The organism is Myxacorys sp. (genome assembly GCF_059501405.1).
The window spans coordinates 82,180-96,959 of sequence record NZ_JCACCM010000161.1 but is presented as its reverse complement, the minus strand read 5'-3'; the positions used below and the strand labels follow the sequence as shown (position 1 = coordinate 96,959).

11 protein-coding genes, 1 pseudogene and 1 CRISPR repeat array are annotated in these 14,780 nt (G+C 47.8%); of the genes and pseudogenes, 11 read left to right on the top strand and 1 reads right to left on the bottom strand.

Features of this window, described 5'->3' with window-relative positions; translation table 11 throughout:
* Positions 1-223: 223 nt before the first annotated feature.
* The 5 genes and pseudogenes from cas1 to AC5I6P_RS22220 form a co-directional block, all read left to right on the top strand.
* Complete coding sequence (gene cas1, locus AC5I6P_RS22240; protein ID WP_495695950.1) at positions 224-1,219, top strand: CRISPR-associated endonuclease Cas1; 996 nt, start codon at positions 224-226, stop codon at positions 1,217-1,219.
* Positions 1,220-1,227: 8 nt separating this feature from the next.
* The gene (gene cas2, locus AC5I6P_RS22235; protein ID WP_495695949.1) at positions 1,228-1,506 is read left to right on the top strand and encodes a CRISPR-associated endonuclease Cas2; all 279 of its coding nucleotides are present in this window, start codon (positions 1,228-1,230) and stop codon (positions 1,504-1,506) included.
* Between the two features lie 183 nt (positions 1,507-1,689).
* Positions 1,690-3,594: a CRISPR direct-repeat array (repeat unit 36 nt; unit sequence GTCCCCACTCGCTGGGGAAATCAGTTGAATGGAAAC).
* Positions 3,595-3,821: 227 nt separating this feature from the next.
* Positions 3,822-4,202, top strand: a complete 381-nt coding sequence (locus AC5I6P_RS22230) for a helix-turn-helix domain-containing protein (protein ID WP_495695948.1) — start codon at positions 3,822-3,824, stop codon at positions 4,200-4,202.
* Between the two features lie 58 nt (positions 4,203-4,260).
* Positions 4,261-5,403 (top strand): IS4 family transposase, encoded by a 1,143-nt coding sequence (locus AC5I6P_RS22225; protein ID WP_495695947.1) that lies wholly within the window; start codon positions 4,261-4,263, stop codon positions 5,401-5,403.
* A 93-nt stretch (positions 5,404-5,496) separates the two neighbouring features.
* A pseudogene (locus tag AC5I6P_RS22220) lies at positions 5,497-6,156 on the top strand (IS630 family transposase); the annotation flags it as partial.
* A gap of 44 nt (positions 6,157-6,200) precedes the next feature.
* On the opposite strand, the gene AC5I6P_RS22215 reads toward AC5I6P_RS22220, so the two are convergent.
* Positions 6,201-7,391 carry a helix-turn-helix transcriptional regulator gene (locus tag AC5I6P_RS22215; protein ID WP_495695946.1) on the bottom strand — a complete coding sequence of 397 codons (1,191 nt, stop codon included), beginning with the start codon at positions 7,389-7,391 and terminating at the stop codon, positions 6,201-6,203.
* A 182-nt stretch (positions 7,392-7,573) separates the two neighbouring features.
* Here AC5I6P_RS22215 and AC5I6P_RS22210 point away from each other — a divergent pair, with 182 nt between their 5' ends.
* Genes AC5I6P_RS22210 through AC5I6P_RS22185 form a run of 6 tightly spaced genes read left to right on the top strand, consistent with a single transcriptional unit; the run spans position 7,574 to position 14,777 of the window.
* On the top strand, positions 7,574-9,289 hold the full coding sequence (locus AC5I6P_RS22210; protein WP_495695945.1) for a Cas10/Cmr2 second palm domain-containing protein: 1,716 nt from the start codon (positions 7,574-7,576) through the stop codon (positions 9,287-9,289).
* On the top strand, positions 9,274-10,287 hold the full coding sequence (locus AC5I6P_RS22205; protein ID WP_495695944.1) for a type III-B CRISPR module-associated Cmr3 family protein: 1,014 nt from the start codon (positions 9,274-9,276) through the stop codon (positions 10,285-10,287). The genes AC5I6P_RS22210 and AC5I6P_RS22205 overlap by 16 nt, the downstream gene beginning before the upstream one ends.
* Positions 10,288-10,298: 11 nt before the next feature.
* Positions 10,299-11,123: a type III-B CRISPR module RAMP protein Cmr4 gene (gene cmr4, locus AC5I6P_RS22200; protein ID WP_495695943.1), complete on the top strand. Its 825-nt coding sequence runs from the start codon at positions 10,299-10,301 to the stop codon at positions 11,121-11,123.
* Positions 11,120-11,521, top strand: coding sequence for a hypothetical protein (locus AC5I6P_RS22195; protein WP_495695942.1), 402 nt, complete (start codon positions 11,120-11,122; stop codon positions 11,519-11,521). Before cmr4 ends, AC5I6P_RS22195 begins: the two co-directional genes overlap by 4 nt.
* 6 nt (positions 11,522-11,527) lie before the next feature.
* Positions 11,528-13,198 carry a hypothetical protein gene (locus AC5I6P_RS22190; protein ID WP_495695941.1) on the top strand — a complete coding sequence of 557 codons (1,671 nt, stop codon included), beginning with the start codon at positions 11,528-11,530 and terminating at the stop codon, positions 13,196-13,198.
* Positions 13,199-13,208: 10 nt separating this feature from the next.
* Positions 13,209-14,777: a hypothetical protein gene (locus AC5I6P_RS22185; protein WP_495695940.1), complete on the top strand. Its 1,569-nt coding sequence runs from the start codon at positions 13,209-13,211 to the stop codon at positions 14,775-14,777.
* The last annotated feature ends 3 nt before the right edge of the window (positions 14,778-14,780 follow it).

The window sequence follows — 14,780 nt, the reverse complement described above, 5'->3', positions numbered from 1 at the left end:
GAATTTGGCTGGAGTCATTAGCATTACGTTATTGGTAGCAGTTGATTACCTGTACGATCGCAAGTGAATTGCAACACTGATCGCGCAATTAACAAAACTAGAACATTTGCACGAGCAAGAGAATTTACAGAATAATTTTGTACTAAGCTCAAAAAGTTCCGCAAATGCCGCTCCTGAAATGATTCCGCTTCTCTTGTGGATCGGAGTAGCACAGGAGGATTTTATGAAATCGCTGTATGTTTCGCAGCAAGGTTGCTATGTGTCACTGCGACAGGATTGTGTAGTAGTAAAGCAGGGCAAGACTGTTCTGCAAGAGGCGCAGTTACCCATGCTGGAACAGATTCTTGTTTTTGGTCAGTCGCAGTTAACGACCCAGTTGATCCGGGCGTGCTTGTTTCGCAGTATTCCGATCGTCTACCTGTCACGCATGGGACGCTGCTATGGACGGGTGCTACCCGTGACGAGCGGCTATCGATCGCTGGCACGACAGCAATATGCCTTATCGGAAGAGATTCGATTGGCGATCGCGCGACAAATTGTAGTGGCAAAACTGAAGAATAGTCGAGTAATTTTGCAACGGCAGCAGCGGCGGCAGGGAAATGCGGAATTATTGGGAGCAATCACACAGTTGGCACAATTGGCGCAACAGATAGCACAAGCAACGTCGATCGAGCAGTTAATGGGGTATGAGGGGGCGGGGGCAGCAAGTTATTTTGGGGTGTTTGGCATATGCATTAATCATCCAGATTTCGTCTGGACAGGGCGATCAAAACGTCCACCAGGAGATCCGGTGAATGCTATGTTGAGTTTTGGCTATCAGGTGGTGTGGAATCATTTACTGAGTTTGATTGAGTTGCAGGGGTTAGACCCCTATGAGGCGTGCTTGCATCAGGGAAGTGAGCGTCATCCAGCGTTGGCTTCAGATTTGATTGAGGTGTTTCGAGCACCGATCGTGGATTCGCTCGTGCTGTATTTAGTGAATCGACGGATGGTGGACGCAACGGATGATTTTGACTTTCCAGCGAACGGAGGGTGCTATTTGAATGAGCTGGGGCGCAAGAAACTTTTGATGGCGTTGATTGGGCGGATGGAAGAGCAGGTGCAGACCGCGACCGGAGGAATGGCTCCGCGATGGGATGTGTTAAATCGGCAGGTAAAAATGTTCCGGCAGTTTATTACTCAGGTGTCGCTGAGATATGAGCCGTATCGGATTCGATAGGAGGCAGGATGTTGCTATATGTGGTGGCGTATGATATTCCTTGCCAGAAGCGTCGGACAAAGGCAGCAAATGTGCTGTCTGCTTATGGGCAACGGGTGCAATACAGTGTGTTTGAGTGCGTGTTGTCTCTACAACAGTTTCGTGAGTTGCGAGTGCGGTTGCAGCAGGTGGTGAAGTTGCCAGAGGATAGTGTGCGGATGTATCCGCTGTCGGGACACACGCTGGGGCAGGTTGAGATTTGGGGCGGGGTGCCGTTGACAAAGCGGCAGGGATCGATCGTGGTTTAGGGGTGCGAGGCTGAGGACAATCTTGCGGATGTGCGATTCCTTGGTTCTGAGCCTCGATGCGTTGTGCTGTGGTGCTTTCGCTGTTTTGACAAGGAGGAATTTGACGGTTATGGCTTTGATTGTGGCTGAGGTTCGCAGATGTAGGCTGGACGCCTCATGGGATTTAGCTTTAAAGTATGGGGAGTCCCCACTCGCTGGGGAAATCAGTTGAATGGAAACAAATAGACATAATATTCCATATATTTTCAATACTGTTAGGTCCCCACTCGCTGGGGAAATCAGTTGAATGGAAACTCGCGAAAACGTAAATTTTTGGAAAAGTTCAATGTTTCGTCCCCACTCGCTGGGGAAATCAGTTGAATGGAAACTGCATACTGCATTGGGAGGTGAGGTAGATCGCGTAGCTTTGCGCTGGTCCCCACTCGCTGGGGAAATCAGTTGAATGGAAACCTGCACGGAATAATTGATCGAATCGACATTGTATCCCCAGTCCCCACTCGCTGGGGAAATCAGTTGAATGGAAACGCAACCGTCTACTATGCACGAGTCCAATCTCAATCAACTAGTCCCCACTCGCTGGGGAAATCAGTTGAATGGAAACCAGAGACCCAGCTAACAGACCTAAAGAAAACATTGGTCCCCACTCGCTGGGGAAATCAGTTGAATGGAAACTGGATGGAAGCAGTATGCCAGACGATCTGAAGCAGCGTCCCCACTCGCTGGGGAAATCAGTTGAATGGAAACTCGAACATGCATGAGCATCTAGCTTTATCTAAAAAAGTCCCCACTCGCTGGGGAAATCAGTTGAATGGAAACCTTTGTTTTATTGAGTTTCATAGAAATAGAGAGAGTCGGGGGTCCCCACTCGCTGGGGAAATCAGTTGAATGGAAACTGTGATCACCACTCACACTGAAGCAAAAATCAGAAGTCCCCACTCGCTGGGGAAATCAGTTGAATGGAAACTTCTCAAGGAGATCCGCAATCATGTTTGTGATTAGTTGTCCCCACTCGCTGGGGAAATCAGTTGAATGGAAACCACGAACATCAAAGATGTAATCGTCGTAAGTCTCAAGTCCCCACTCGCTGGGGAAATCAGTTGAATGGAAACAGGAGGCGTTGCAGAGGTACGCCACAACCATGTATATCGAGTCCCCACTCGCTGGGGAAATCAGTTGAATGGAAACGGATGTGCGATCGCGTCTCAACTAAGGCGTGAGCAGTCCAAAGGGGGTCCCCACTCGCTGGGGAAATCAGTTGAATGGAAACCCAAGGGCTTACGCGATGATTTCTGCATCGATCGCTTGTCCCCACTCGCTGGGGAAATCAGTTGAATGGAAACTTTCGTCCAGGCGAGTGATCTTGACTTCATAAGCGAAGACTTCGGCGTGTCCCCACTCGCTGGGGAAATCAGTTGAATGGAAACACAAAGAGTACCACTCTTTCATTGACTACATCCTTGCGTCCCCACTCGCTGGGGAAATCAGTTGAATGGAAACCTATGTGGTTTTTGTGTTTTTAACGGTTGATTGGATCGGTCCCCACTCGCTGGGGAAATCAGTTGAATGGAAACAGCAATAGCCCGCGCCGTTGCTAAGTCGTTCTGAGTCGTCCCCACTCGCTGGGGAAATCAGTTGAATGGAAACCCACGAGGATTCGCCCCTTCGATCGCATCGTCATCACCGCGTCCCCACTCGCTGGGGAAATCAGTTGAATGGAAACAAGGCAAAGCGTTTTCGGCAAGGTTAGCGTCACCACCGGTCCCCACTCGCTGGGGAAATCAGTTGAATGGAAACATAGGGGCAGCTCTCCAGGTTGACCGGAGCGAGGGAAAGTCCCCACTCGCTGGGGAAATCAGTTGAATGGAAACCTTACCACCGCATCGCCACGCCCATTAAGAACCCAATCGAAGTCCCCACTCGCTGGGGAAATCAGTTGAATGGAAACCACTCCGCTTAAATGGCTTGATCGAATCCTTAGCACGTCCCCACTCGCTGGGGAAATCAGTTGAATGGAAACTGATATTTCCAGTAGTTGAGTTGTATTGAAACATTGTCCCCACTCGTTGGGGAAATCAATTGAATGGAAACCAAAGGGGATCGCGAGAACGTCAGCGACAATCAAGGCTAGTCAGGTTAGAACTTTGAGAAAATTAAAGGTTTTACACTGAATTCAAGCTTGAGTACAGGTGATACACAATATCAAACCTAGTGGATGTTGAAGGATTTGCTGCGTTTGTAGTTTCACTGTTTGAAGTAAGTAGGTTGCCATAGAAAGATATAAAATAGCTGGAGTATTAATCATCCTTGCTATCAAGATGCCTGCTCCATTACGAGTTGAGTTAACCATTGAAGAAGACACCACCTTACGAGAACTGAGTTTAGCCACAGAAGTACCCCGTCGAACTCGCCAACGAGCAATGGCCGTGCGCCTCAACAGTACCGGATGGAGTGTAGGACAAATTGCCCAACACTTACAAATGCACGAGCATAGCGTACGACGTGCGATTCGACAGTGGCAGACGGTCGGGCTCTATGGACTGTGGGAGAAGCGGCGACCAGGACGGCAACGCCACTGGCAACAGGAGGATGTTAAAGCCGTTGAGCAATGGTTGCAGGAAGAGCGCAGTTACACCAGTTTGCAACTGTGTCCTCAAGGGGTGACAGCGAAGCTAGAAGTTAGACAGAATGCCGGATGAGGGATGTGAAAAGCAGAAAAAAAGGGTAAATCTCGGATTCACCCTCGCATTTAATCATATGTTGCCTCAATTTTACCAAGCCTGTGTGCAAGCGCAGCTTTCTCAAGCTCAATTTATCACTCTCCAAATGCTGGTCGAACTGTTGCAGAGAGAACGATGCATCACGCTCGAACGTTTAGCGATGCTGTTTGCCCAACCAATTCAGTTTGAGAGCCGCCGTCGCAACTTGCAGCGATTCCTTAGTTTGCCACCACTGCAACCCAAGGCGATGTGGTTTCCTATCGTGAAGCATTGGGTCAAGCAACAATACGGACGGGGTAAACAGCTTTGCTTAGCGATTGACCGGACCCAATGGCAAGACCATAACCTGCTGATGGTCAGTTTGATTCACGGCAAACGGGCCATTCCGTTGTACTGGCGCTTGCTCGATAAGCAGGGGCAGAGTAATCTTGACGAGCAGAAATCGGTCATCGCTCCGGTCTTGCGACTGTTGCACGGCTACCGACTGGTGTTACTCGGAGACCGTGAATTTCATTCAATTGCGCTGGCGGCTTGGTGCGTGCGTCAACGCATTGGCTTTGTCTTTCGCTTACCGAAAAGCACAACCGTCAAAACAGCCGAGAACAGTGACTTCGAGCGATTGGATGCCTTGCCCCAGTCTCCTGGCACAACGCAATTCCATGTTCAGCTCCAAGTTACGCAGAAAACCGGCTTTGGCAAACATAACCTTGCCCTGCGGTGGAAACGTCAACATCGCTCTGACAAAGCAAATGAAGTTTGGTACTTGCTCACCAACCTCGAAACCGCTGAAGCGGCCCTCAAACGCTATGCTTTACGCTTCCGCATTGAGGGGATGTTCAAAGACTTCAAATCCGGTGGCTACGACATGGAACACTGCCACGTCAATCACGAACGCTTTTTAGCCCTGCTAGGGTTGATCGCTATCGCCTATACGATCTCGACTGAGCGAGGCACTCGCATTCGTCGTCAACACGTCCAACAGTATGTCGCTCGCGTCAACTCAAATCGCCGCATTCGGCAACACAGTAATTTTTGGATAGGCTTGTACGGAACGCTGTGGATTGACGCGATGGATGCGTGGTCAGTCTGGGCAGAGCGGTTGATGCGACTTAAACCGCAAAAGCGCTCTTTTTTCCTGCGAGGATTACGGGCGCTTTCCCTCATCCAGTCCGCTTTCTAGCCGCGCTGTCACCCCTTGAGAACTGTGTCACAAGTTAGCCAATGAACGCCATGTTCACTTGAGCCAGCGCACCATGAGCCGCTTGCTGCAAAAAAGGGGTTCCGTTGGAAACGATTACGCTACAGCCCTCCACAGCCCGAACAGCCAGAGTATGTGAAGTCCAAACGGGCGGACTGGGAGATGCTCAAGCAATGGGAAGCTGAAGGACTAGTGCGACTGGTGTATCTGGATGAAAGTGGGTTTGAAAAGAGCAGCCCCTTGACATACAGCTATGTCCGGCAAGGACAACAGCACCGGATTGTTAAACCGCATGGTCGAGGTCGCCGCATCAGCCTACTTGGGTTTTGGCAACCGGGACAGCAGTTTGACTACGGCATGGTCGTGGGTGGGTTCAACAGCGAACGCTACTTGACTTTGATGCACTGGCAAGCCGAACGAGCCAAAGCTCACTGGCAAGCGACCGGACAAATCACAGTGATTGTCCAAGATGGCGCCTCGTTTCACCGCTCAAAGGTGGTGCAAGCCTATTGGCAACAATGGCAGGAGATGGGCTTATTCATCTTTTTCTTACCGCCGTATTCACCCCAGATGAATCGAATTGAAGATGAATGGTTGCATCTCAAGCGGCATGAACTGTGTTCTCAGTTGTTTGAGCATGAGTATGATTTGGCAATCACGCTGATGGAACTCATTGAGCAACGAGGTCAAAGGCGTGGGTATCCCGTTGAACGTTTTATATTTAATTCTGGCTAGCTACTTATCAGACAGTAACTCTTCCTGCGAAAGTCATAGCTCTTTCAGCAACGCTCATTCAGATTTTCCTGTAAAGTGTACCGGGTCACTAACTTAGCAATCGCTTGCTGATGCTTCTCAACTAAGGTTGGCGGTGACAGCACCTGTGCGTTCTCCATGTGCCGAAACACCCAAAAGCTGAACTCGTTCAGCGATCGCTCTGGTAACTTCACCACATAGTCCACATAAGCAGGCTCACCTGTTTTCTCATCATTGGGTCCAGGCAGAATCTTTTGCTTGATATGTCGGCGCTCTCCCTCTTGAATGAATCGAGAAGTAGGAGCAAAGAAGCGGACCTTCACTGGGAGCAGAGGCAGCGTCCCTTGTCGTTCCATTTGTTGTTCATCAGGATTTCCCAAATTTAATCCCCAGCCGTTTCTCAGAAGCTGATGAGTAACTTGTAAGCTTCGGTGCTGTGCTTCCAATCCACGTCCAGTAGCATCCAGAATTCTTAGATATTGTGTGAACCGATCCAGCCGAGAAATAGCTAGATGTCCGTTGGAAACATCTTCCATGACGAGATACCAGGCAACGTCATAGTAAAGCAATTGCAGTGGATAGACTTGGCGGTAGCTAACTTTTCCAGCGTAAAGGTTGCGGGACAGGTAAATCTCAATTGGTAAGCCCTGGACGATCGCCCGTTCCAGCGTCTCCAGATCGTGAAAGAGTGTGTTCCGGTTCTCCTGCTTACGCAGCATTTCATCCGGGTCTGTATGGACGATCGCTCGGTTGAAATGCGCCCGCACAGGATAAAACAACTGTCCTTGACTTTCCAGATTGAGCCGCTTGAACCGTTGGCTGAGGGTCTGGTATAGCCGCCTTACCTGGGCGTCACCCTGATAGGTGGCTTGAGATGCAAGTGCATTGAGCACCAACGGTAAGTCTTCCTGTGCCATCGCCCCCGTACCTAGGTAATAGCCCCAGTCATAGCGGTTGCGATCAAGAACACCGTAGTGCCGTAGGGTTGCCAGGTCCTTGCGTAGCGTCGGCAAGGCACAGGCAGAGAAAGGAATGCCCACGGCTTGGGCAGTGCTCTGCATGTGTTGATGCAAGTCTTCCAGGGCATCCTGATGGGGAGCTTGTTTGGCATCCCGACTGCTTACTCCTGGGTGCTTGATCAGGGTAGTGAGCAATACCATCAGGCGATCGAAGGCTGCTTGGTCAGAATAAGGATGAATAACAGGCTTTTTTGCCATAAGAATTGTCAAGCAAAATAAAATATTGATCTTTTATTTATCTAGTCTTCGTGATGTCATGTAGATAAAGTTCCCAGCTTTTTTAATAAAGGAGCAATGAATATTTGTTTTCTTTAGGATTTGGCTGGGAACCCTCGCTATAGTCGTACTGCAATGGTGTCGCCGCTAAGGAGTGTTCGCCTGTGTCTGCTGAGTCTGCTTCTCAATACACTGTTATCAGCTTTGCCCCAGTTCAAGGCTTCATCGAAAAGTCGCGTAAACTCCGAGATTTGTTCGGTGCCTCGCTAATTCTGTCCTACTTGAGTTTCAAATTGGTTGAAGAAGCTGAACAGGTGCTAGGAAAAGGAAGTGTTATTTCTCCTGGTCTGATTCGTGTTCAAGAAGGGATGCCTAACCGAATTCTGGTGAAAGGACACCTCACCCGGGAAATTGTGCAAAATACGCTGTTAAGAGAATGGCAAGAAATTTTGAGAATTTGTCGCGAGTGGGTCGAAGACAACATCGGTATCCCAAAAAACCAGTATTTTTGGTCGCAGACGGACGATCAAATCGGCAAGCAAAAAGGTGAGTGGGAACGCTGGGGCAGCCATGCTTGGGAAGTATTTGTGGGATGGGGCAAAAACAATCCTGATGATTCTACTGAAAGCACGATTAAAGCGGCGATGGAGGACTTAGAAACTCGCAAGTTGAAGCGCGATTGGACAGGGATTAACTGGATTGGCGAAAGTTCTAGTTTAAGTGGAACGGACGCGATCGCCTGGCATTGTCTTGGTAGAGAACACCTAACTCCGGGGCGAGCACTCACACCAGATGAAAAAGAGGAGATGGAACTCTTTTATTACCGTCTTGCCTGGAGATTAGATAACCCAGATAGGCTAGTTAAACCGCCGTTTCCAGACCTTAAAAAGTTAAAAGAAATTGAAAACTCTAATCAAGACAATTTTGGTAAATATGTTGCACCTAACGAAAGACTGAGTGTTCCAGAGTTGGTAAAGCGATTAGTGACCTATGAAGCGATCGCTGATGCAATTGGAATACTCTCCTTGGAAAAAGGATTTACTGAGATCGCACGAATGCCTGAAATAGGTATGGAAAAAGGGCGATGGACCGGATGGTTCATGGGTGATGGTGACGAAGTTGGTAAGAAGCTTAAAAAACTCACTGGCGACCAGGGAGATGAACACCTTCAGCAGTTTAGTTTGGCGATGCGTGAGTGGGGGGGGACGTTTAAGCAGAAATTTTCTCAGGACCTAGGACGAGTCATCTATGCGGGTGGGGATGACTTCTTAGGAGTGCTGTATCGAAGTAAACGCGATCAACCCATTGAACCGTTAGAGGCATTCCAATGGTTACGGGAACTGCCTGATGAATGGAAAAATCTTCAAGCTGACTTACAAGAAGCTTTGCATCTCAAAATGACATTCAGTGTTGGATTTGTCTGGGCCGGGCATAGCGTCCCCCAGCGAGACATTTTGCAGCACTGCCGAGAAGCTGAGAAACACGCTAAGAGTTTAGGGCGCGATCGCGTCACGATTCGAGTTGTTTTCAATAGTGGTCAGTATGTGCAATGGACCTGTCCTTGGGCACATTTGCAAATCATTGAGCGCTACAGCGATCGCATTGGTGGTAAAAACTGGGCACATCTTTACAACGATTGGGCACATCTCAAATCACGTCGCGCAATTCAGTTCCGCGAGATCAATAACAACTCAATTGATCGAGATTTGGCACTAGCAATGCTTGATCTCTACTTTGGTGACCTGGGACAAGAAATCCAGACAGCCAAAGAGAAGGAAAACCAGTGGAAAGCGATCGCAGGTGATAACAGTGATGCTGCTGTTGTGCAGTGGATCAATGATTTAGTACAGGTGGGATGGCAGTTATGTTCAAATACTTAGTCATTGTTTCGCCCTTAGGTTTTCTCTACGGCAGTGCTGGGGCATTTTTGTCTCCTGAAAACTTGGTTGGGCGATCAGGAGCGAAATTTCCTCCAGATGCTGCAACCTTGGCAGGGCTTTTTTTCAGTGAAAATAAACATAATGAAATTGCTGCCCATGACAAGCTCAAGCATGAGCTGTTCATCTCAGGACCTTTTTGGGCAAAGCAAGATGACCCAGAAGCCTTCTATGTGCCGACCCCACGCCATCGAATTATTGGAGAAGGTAAAGACGATGAGTGGAAACTAACTGCTCAACGGCAATGGGAGCGAGATCCAAAAAAACAAGATATTGAAGGGGAATATCGCTGGCAAAGCATTGATGCATGGCGGCGCAAGACCTCAGATATTCGGAAGAATCATGAAATGAGCCATGCACCGTGGGAATATGTATCGTTTCTACATCCACAGATGAAGTCTGATGAGCGACATGTTTTGCCAAAGCATGGTCTATTTCTAGAAAACGCTGTGCAGATGGATGAAGGCTTTTGCTTAGTTTATCTATCAACCTATGCACTGCCGGATGGTTGGTATCGCTTTGGCGGAGAAGGGCACATGGTAGAAATTTGCTGCCAGGAAATCTCCTCAGAGAGCACGGTTCATCAATTGCTCACTACCAAAATTCAGAAAGCCTGTGCTCTGATTTCACCTGGAGTTTGGGGGTCCAACCATTTGTCCCATCGTTATCCCAAGCATTCTGAATTTCCGAATCAGGGGATGAAGATGCTGACAGATAAGCCTATTCCATATCGTTACCGTATTGGTCAGCGCTCAACCGAGCGAGGCAGATTAGGGCGTGGGCGCTATGCCGTACCACCGGGAACAGTCTACGTGTTCAAGAAACCACTAGACAAAACCTGGTGGGAATTCCCAGAAGACTGGTTTCCAAGAGAAGGCTTACCGCTCAAGCATTTGGGTTGTGGGCTATGCCTTCCTGTTGAAATTGATGGTGTTGCATAAGGAGAATAGCTATGTACAAGCGAGCCTACGGAATTATTGAAGCTCTCGCGCCACTGCATGTGGGGGCGACAGCAGGGGAAGAAAGCGGCAACCTCAATCTGATTTTTCGAGATCAATTTACGCAAACGGGCATTATTCCCGGTAGCTCCATTCGAGGTCGGTTTCGCTCAGAAATGCGGCGTGGCAAAGGCGGCGAGAGCTTCTGGTACGGTGCTCCGGCAGAAACGGGTGAATCAGATTCAACAACGGAATCGGTGGTGAAGTTTGAGTACGCATCGCTGCTATGGTTGCCCGTATTTTGTCCGGGGCAGCCCGTCGTATGGGTCAGTTGCCCAAAACTGCTGAAACGTTATCAGCGTATTGTGGGCGGTGAACTTAAAAACACCAGGATACCTGAGAAGTACACCGGGTCATCAACCCTCAAACCACTCAACGTAGAAGGTAAAAAGAAGCTCTTTTTCAACTTTGGATTTCTGGAGTTGAAGGAAACAAAGGATTTAAAAGCCTGGTTTCCCAATGGTGAAGAACTATCTGCTGTGGTAGTTGGCGACGACGAAATCGGCATGATTCACGACATGGCGCTGTATCGTCAAAGTCGAGTGCGGCTGAAGGACGACGAAAAGCGGGTGGATGGCGGCGGATTCTTTAATACCGAAGCTTTACCCGAAGGAACAATTATGGTCTTCCCGATCGCCGTTCGAGACACTGAAGCGAAAGATTCCTGGAAGCCCTTTGGAGACGGAAATCAGAGTGGCGAAATTTACCTGGGTGGATTGGAGTCGATTGGGTTTGGCAATTGTCAAATTACGCTCAAGGGCGAAGGAGTAGCCGCATGACTTGGAAGCTATACGAAATCGATCGGGTTGCCCAGGAATTAACACTGAAGTTTCGAGATCAAGATGTTTTAGGCGAGAGCCACAAGATGCGAGCTACCACTGCTTACGGTCTAGAGCGTTTCTGGGGGGAACATTTACGCTTGTCTCAGAAAGAAAAAGACAAATCAGATTTCTGGAAAGCAACATGGGATGCACTATGCAAAATCATGAAGCAAGCTGGGGTTAGCATTCCTAATGACAAAGTGACTGGTGATACGCGCTCCATTCAAGCTATGTCAGAGAAGCTATGGGCATTTGATATTGAACAGCGTAAAATTGCCCTGGCAATTCTCATCGAGCTTTGTGACAGCTTGGTTTGGTGGACGCAACGCTACAAGAAGCCTAACAACGGGAGATAATTCACCATGCCAGATCATGATTACGTGCCATTGATGTTTCAGGCACAGGTGGGTGGACGATCGCAAATTCAGCGATTGATTCCCAGTCAAAAAGCCGATCAGCAAGCCTACGACTGGGCGCAGCAATGGCAAGAAGCCTGTGACCAGAAAACCATTCCACAGTTTGAATCGCATATTCAAACTCGTAGATATCAATTCACCTGGCGCATGGTGACCAACAGTGGTCAGGATGCTGGAGTGATCCGTCCAGTCATTGGAGAACGGGGCTGGGCTTACTTTCCTGGTTCCAGTATGAAAGGTGCGTTTCTAAGAGCCTGTAAGCACCTTTGCCCTGCTGACGAGGCGCTGTATTTCTGTGGCGGAAAGGGTAAAGATGGAGAACTGCATCCTGGTATACTGCGCTTTCATGGGGGATACCCCAACGATGCTGAATGGTTGACTGACACACTTGTAGATGTGGTGCATCCCCAAGAAGATTGGCAAGGCAAAAATCAAGGAAATCACAGCGCATTCATCCAAATTTCTCTGCATCAACCAACCTTTGTGTTTGGAATTTCCAGTACAAAAGTGTTAACCAATGATCAATGGGAAATGGTCTGGAAAGTATGGCAAACTGCGCTAGAGCAAGGGATCGGTTCACGAGTCAGTGCCGGCTATGGTCAGATTGCAACCCACAGTGGCAACAAGCTAGTGAGCTTTGGACTGTCGGGTGAAGGGCAGGCATCCAAACTGATCAATGGGCAGGGTGAATTCCGTCCTAATATCTTCAAAGCGGCTCTGCGCGGGCATACCCGACGCTTATTTAACGGCATCACCGATGAAAGGACGGCTGACAAGATAACCAAGGTGTTATGGGGCGGTATTGGTAAGGGTGAAGATGCCACTGTCGGACTGCTAGGAATTTCATTTAGCGCGCCGGATCTAGAGTTAGAGGAATGGCGATCGCCCATTAATCGCAACAATGTGGCACCCATCTATGAAACAGGGGATGCCATTCTGGATGTGCTATTGATGAAATCTGATCTTGGACAAGAGCAACGAGACGAATTAAAACAGTTCACGATTCGACTCATGAAATTTGCCTTGTTGTTGGGAGGCTTTGGCAAATCCTGGCGACGGGCTTATCATCCCCGTTTCTTTTCTGACTATGAGCGGCAGATGATTGGTTGCCATTGGCAATTCACAAGGCGTTCCTTTCCTCTTTACATTCCGTTTAGAGAGGATTTGGCATCAATCACTAAATTCCTAGAGTCTTTCCATGACAAGGCTAGAGAATTTTCTTGGTTGCAAAAAACTGCAAATCTAGGGAAGCCAACGCCTGAAATTCGGGAAGCTTGGCATCAAGACAATGTGCAAGTGTGGGGACGACTAGCAGAAGATGAAGAAGATAGTCTTGCGATTGATTGGCTGCACCAGCCCTACAAGCAAGGACTTTCAATTAAACAGTCTGAACTCACAGGGAAAATGGGTCAGATTGGTCGGCTGTGGCATCGGATGTATCCCAAATTCCGTAAAACTCAGAACCAAGAGGGTAAAGATGTTTGGAAGAACACCGGACAATATGCTGAACTACTAACGATTTTCCCCAATGTTACGGGAAATGAGAAGGAACAAGAAACGGCAAGAAGTTTCCTTCGATTCCTGGATCAAGAAACCGAATTTAAGCGACTGTGGTAAAGGATCAATCATGGATGTTTGGTTAGTGACAACTGGAAGTAGTGATGTTCAGTTGATCAACGATGAAGATTGGAGTGATTGGTATCAGGCAATCAAGAAATCACTTCTTAGAGTGCCATTTAAACCAACGAGAGCAATCAACGATAGTGGAGAACCCTATCGGTTGCCTGCACGAGTACTTGGTATTGCTTACGATCTCTTGCCGGATGAAGTACAGCCGATATTGATGCTTCCACTCTTGCAAGACTTTACGCAGGAATTGAAAGCTCGGGAGGTTGTGATCGACCAGATTATTGTTCTCATGAGCGATCAAGAGAATATTTTCACCGAAGCCGATCGCGAAACAAAACGGTGTCCCTATTGGCAAGATACCTGTCAGCTTTATCCAATTTTAGAGGGTTATTTCCATCAGCAGTTTCCGGATGCGATTGTTACACCACTTATACTCAAACCACAGCTTTCTGAGCGGGGTTTAGATGATTGGGATGCCGTTTTGGGTTTAGTGCAGCAAGAAATCAGAAGCTTAGAATTTAAGACTGAACCGCAGGCTATCTATGTAAGCCATCAGGCAGGTACTCCAGCTATTTCTTCGGCTGTGCAGTTTTCAAGTTTGGCGAGGTTTGGCGATCGCACCCGATTTTTGGTGAGCAGTGAGCAAAGTATCAGACCTTCAGAAATTTTGCCAAGTTCATCTTATCTCAAGGGAATTCGCTTGCAAGAAGCAAGAACCCTACTTAATCGTCATGATTATACAGGTGTGCAAGCACTGATTGAACCCTACCTGAAAGACGATCACACGCGAATTCTACTAAAGGCGGCAATTCAGTGGAATTTTGCCAAATTTGATGAGTTTGTAAATGAGTTGCAGAAGTTGTCAGATCAAGAACTTGCTCAGGAGCTAAAGGAGCGATCGCAGCCTTGGTGGTGGACTGCCTATGAAGCGGCTTATTTGGCTTGGATACGTTTAGAGCAAGGCAACACTGTTGAGGCATTTTTCCATAGTTTTCGATCTATTGAAGGAGCATTTTCAAATTGGGGCAAGAAAGTATTTTATGAGTACATTGAAATTGAAAATGATAGAGCCTTTCTACAGCCTTCGATCCTTGAATCTCCTAATGACTATTTTAAAGACGCAAAATTCAAACAGGACGGTACTACGCCTAAAAATAGCCTTGCTAAGCTAAAGCAAAAGCTTTTAACTTTAGCGGAGAAACTTAAAAATATTGGAGAAAAGGATCAAAAGCCAAAAGGCATACTTCTTTTCGGTGAAGACTTATATATTTTATTCAGATCTCAAAAGCTTGATTATGAATTATCAGGTTTGAATCGATTTTGGAACTCAGAAGATGGAATTGGAGAAAAGCGCAATAAGAATTTTCATCAATTGCAAGGCTTGTCACAAGCTGAACTACTAAAAGACTGGGAAGTGGATGATCCAATTGGTTGGGAAAAGCGAATTCTGACGTATCTCAATTTCATTGCAAAGGCAGATCTCCCTAAAGAGTTTGAATCTTTAGAAGAAGCCAGTTTGATGGCGATCGTGCATCAAAAATTGAAAGATGCAATCACCGAACTCTAGTCT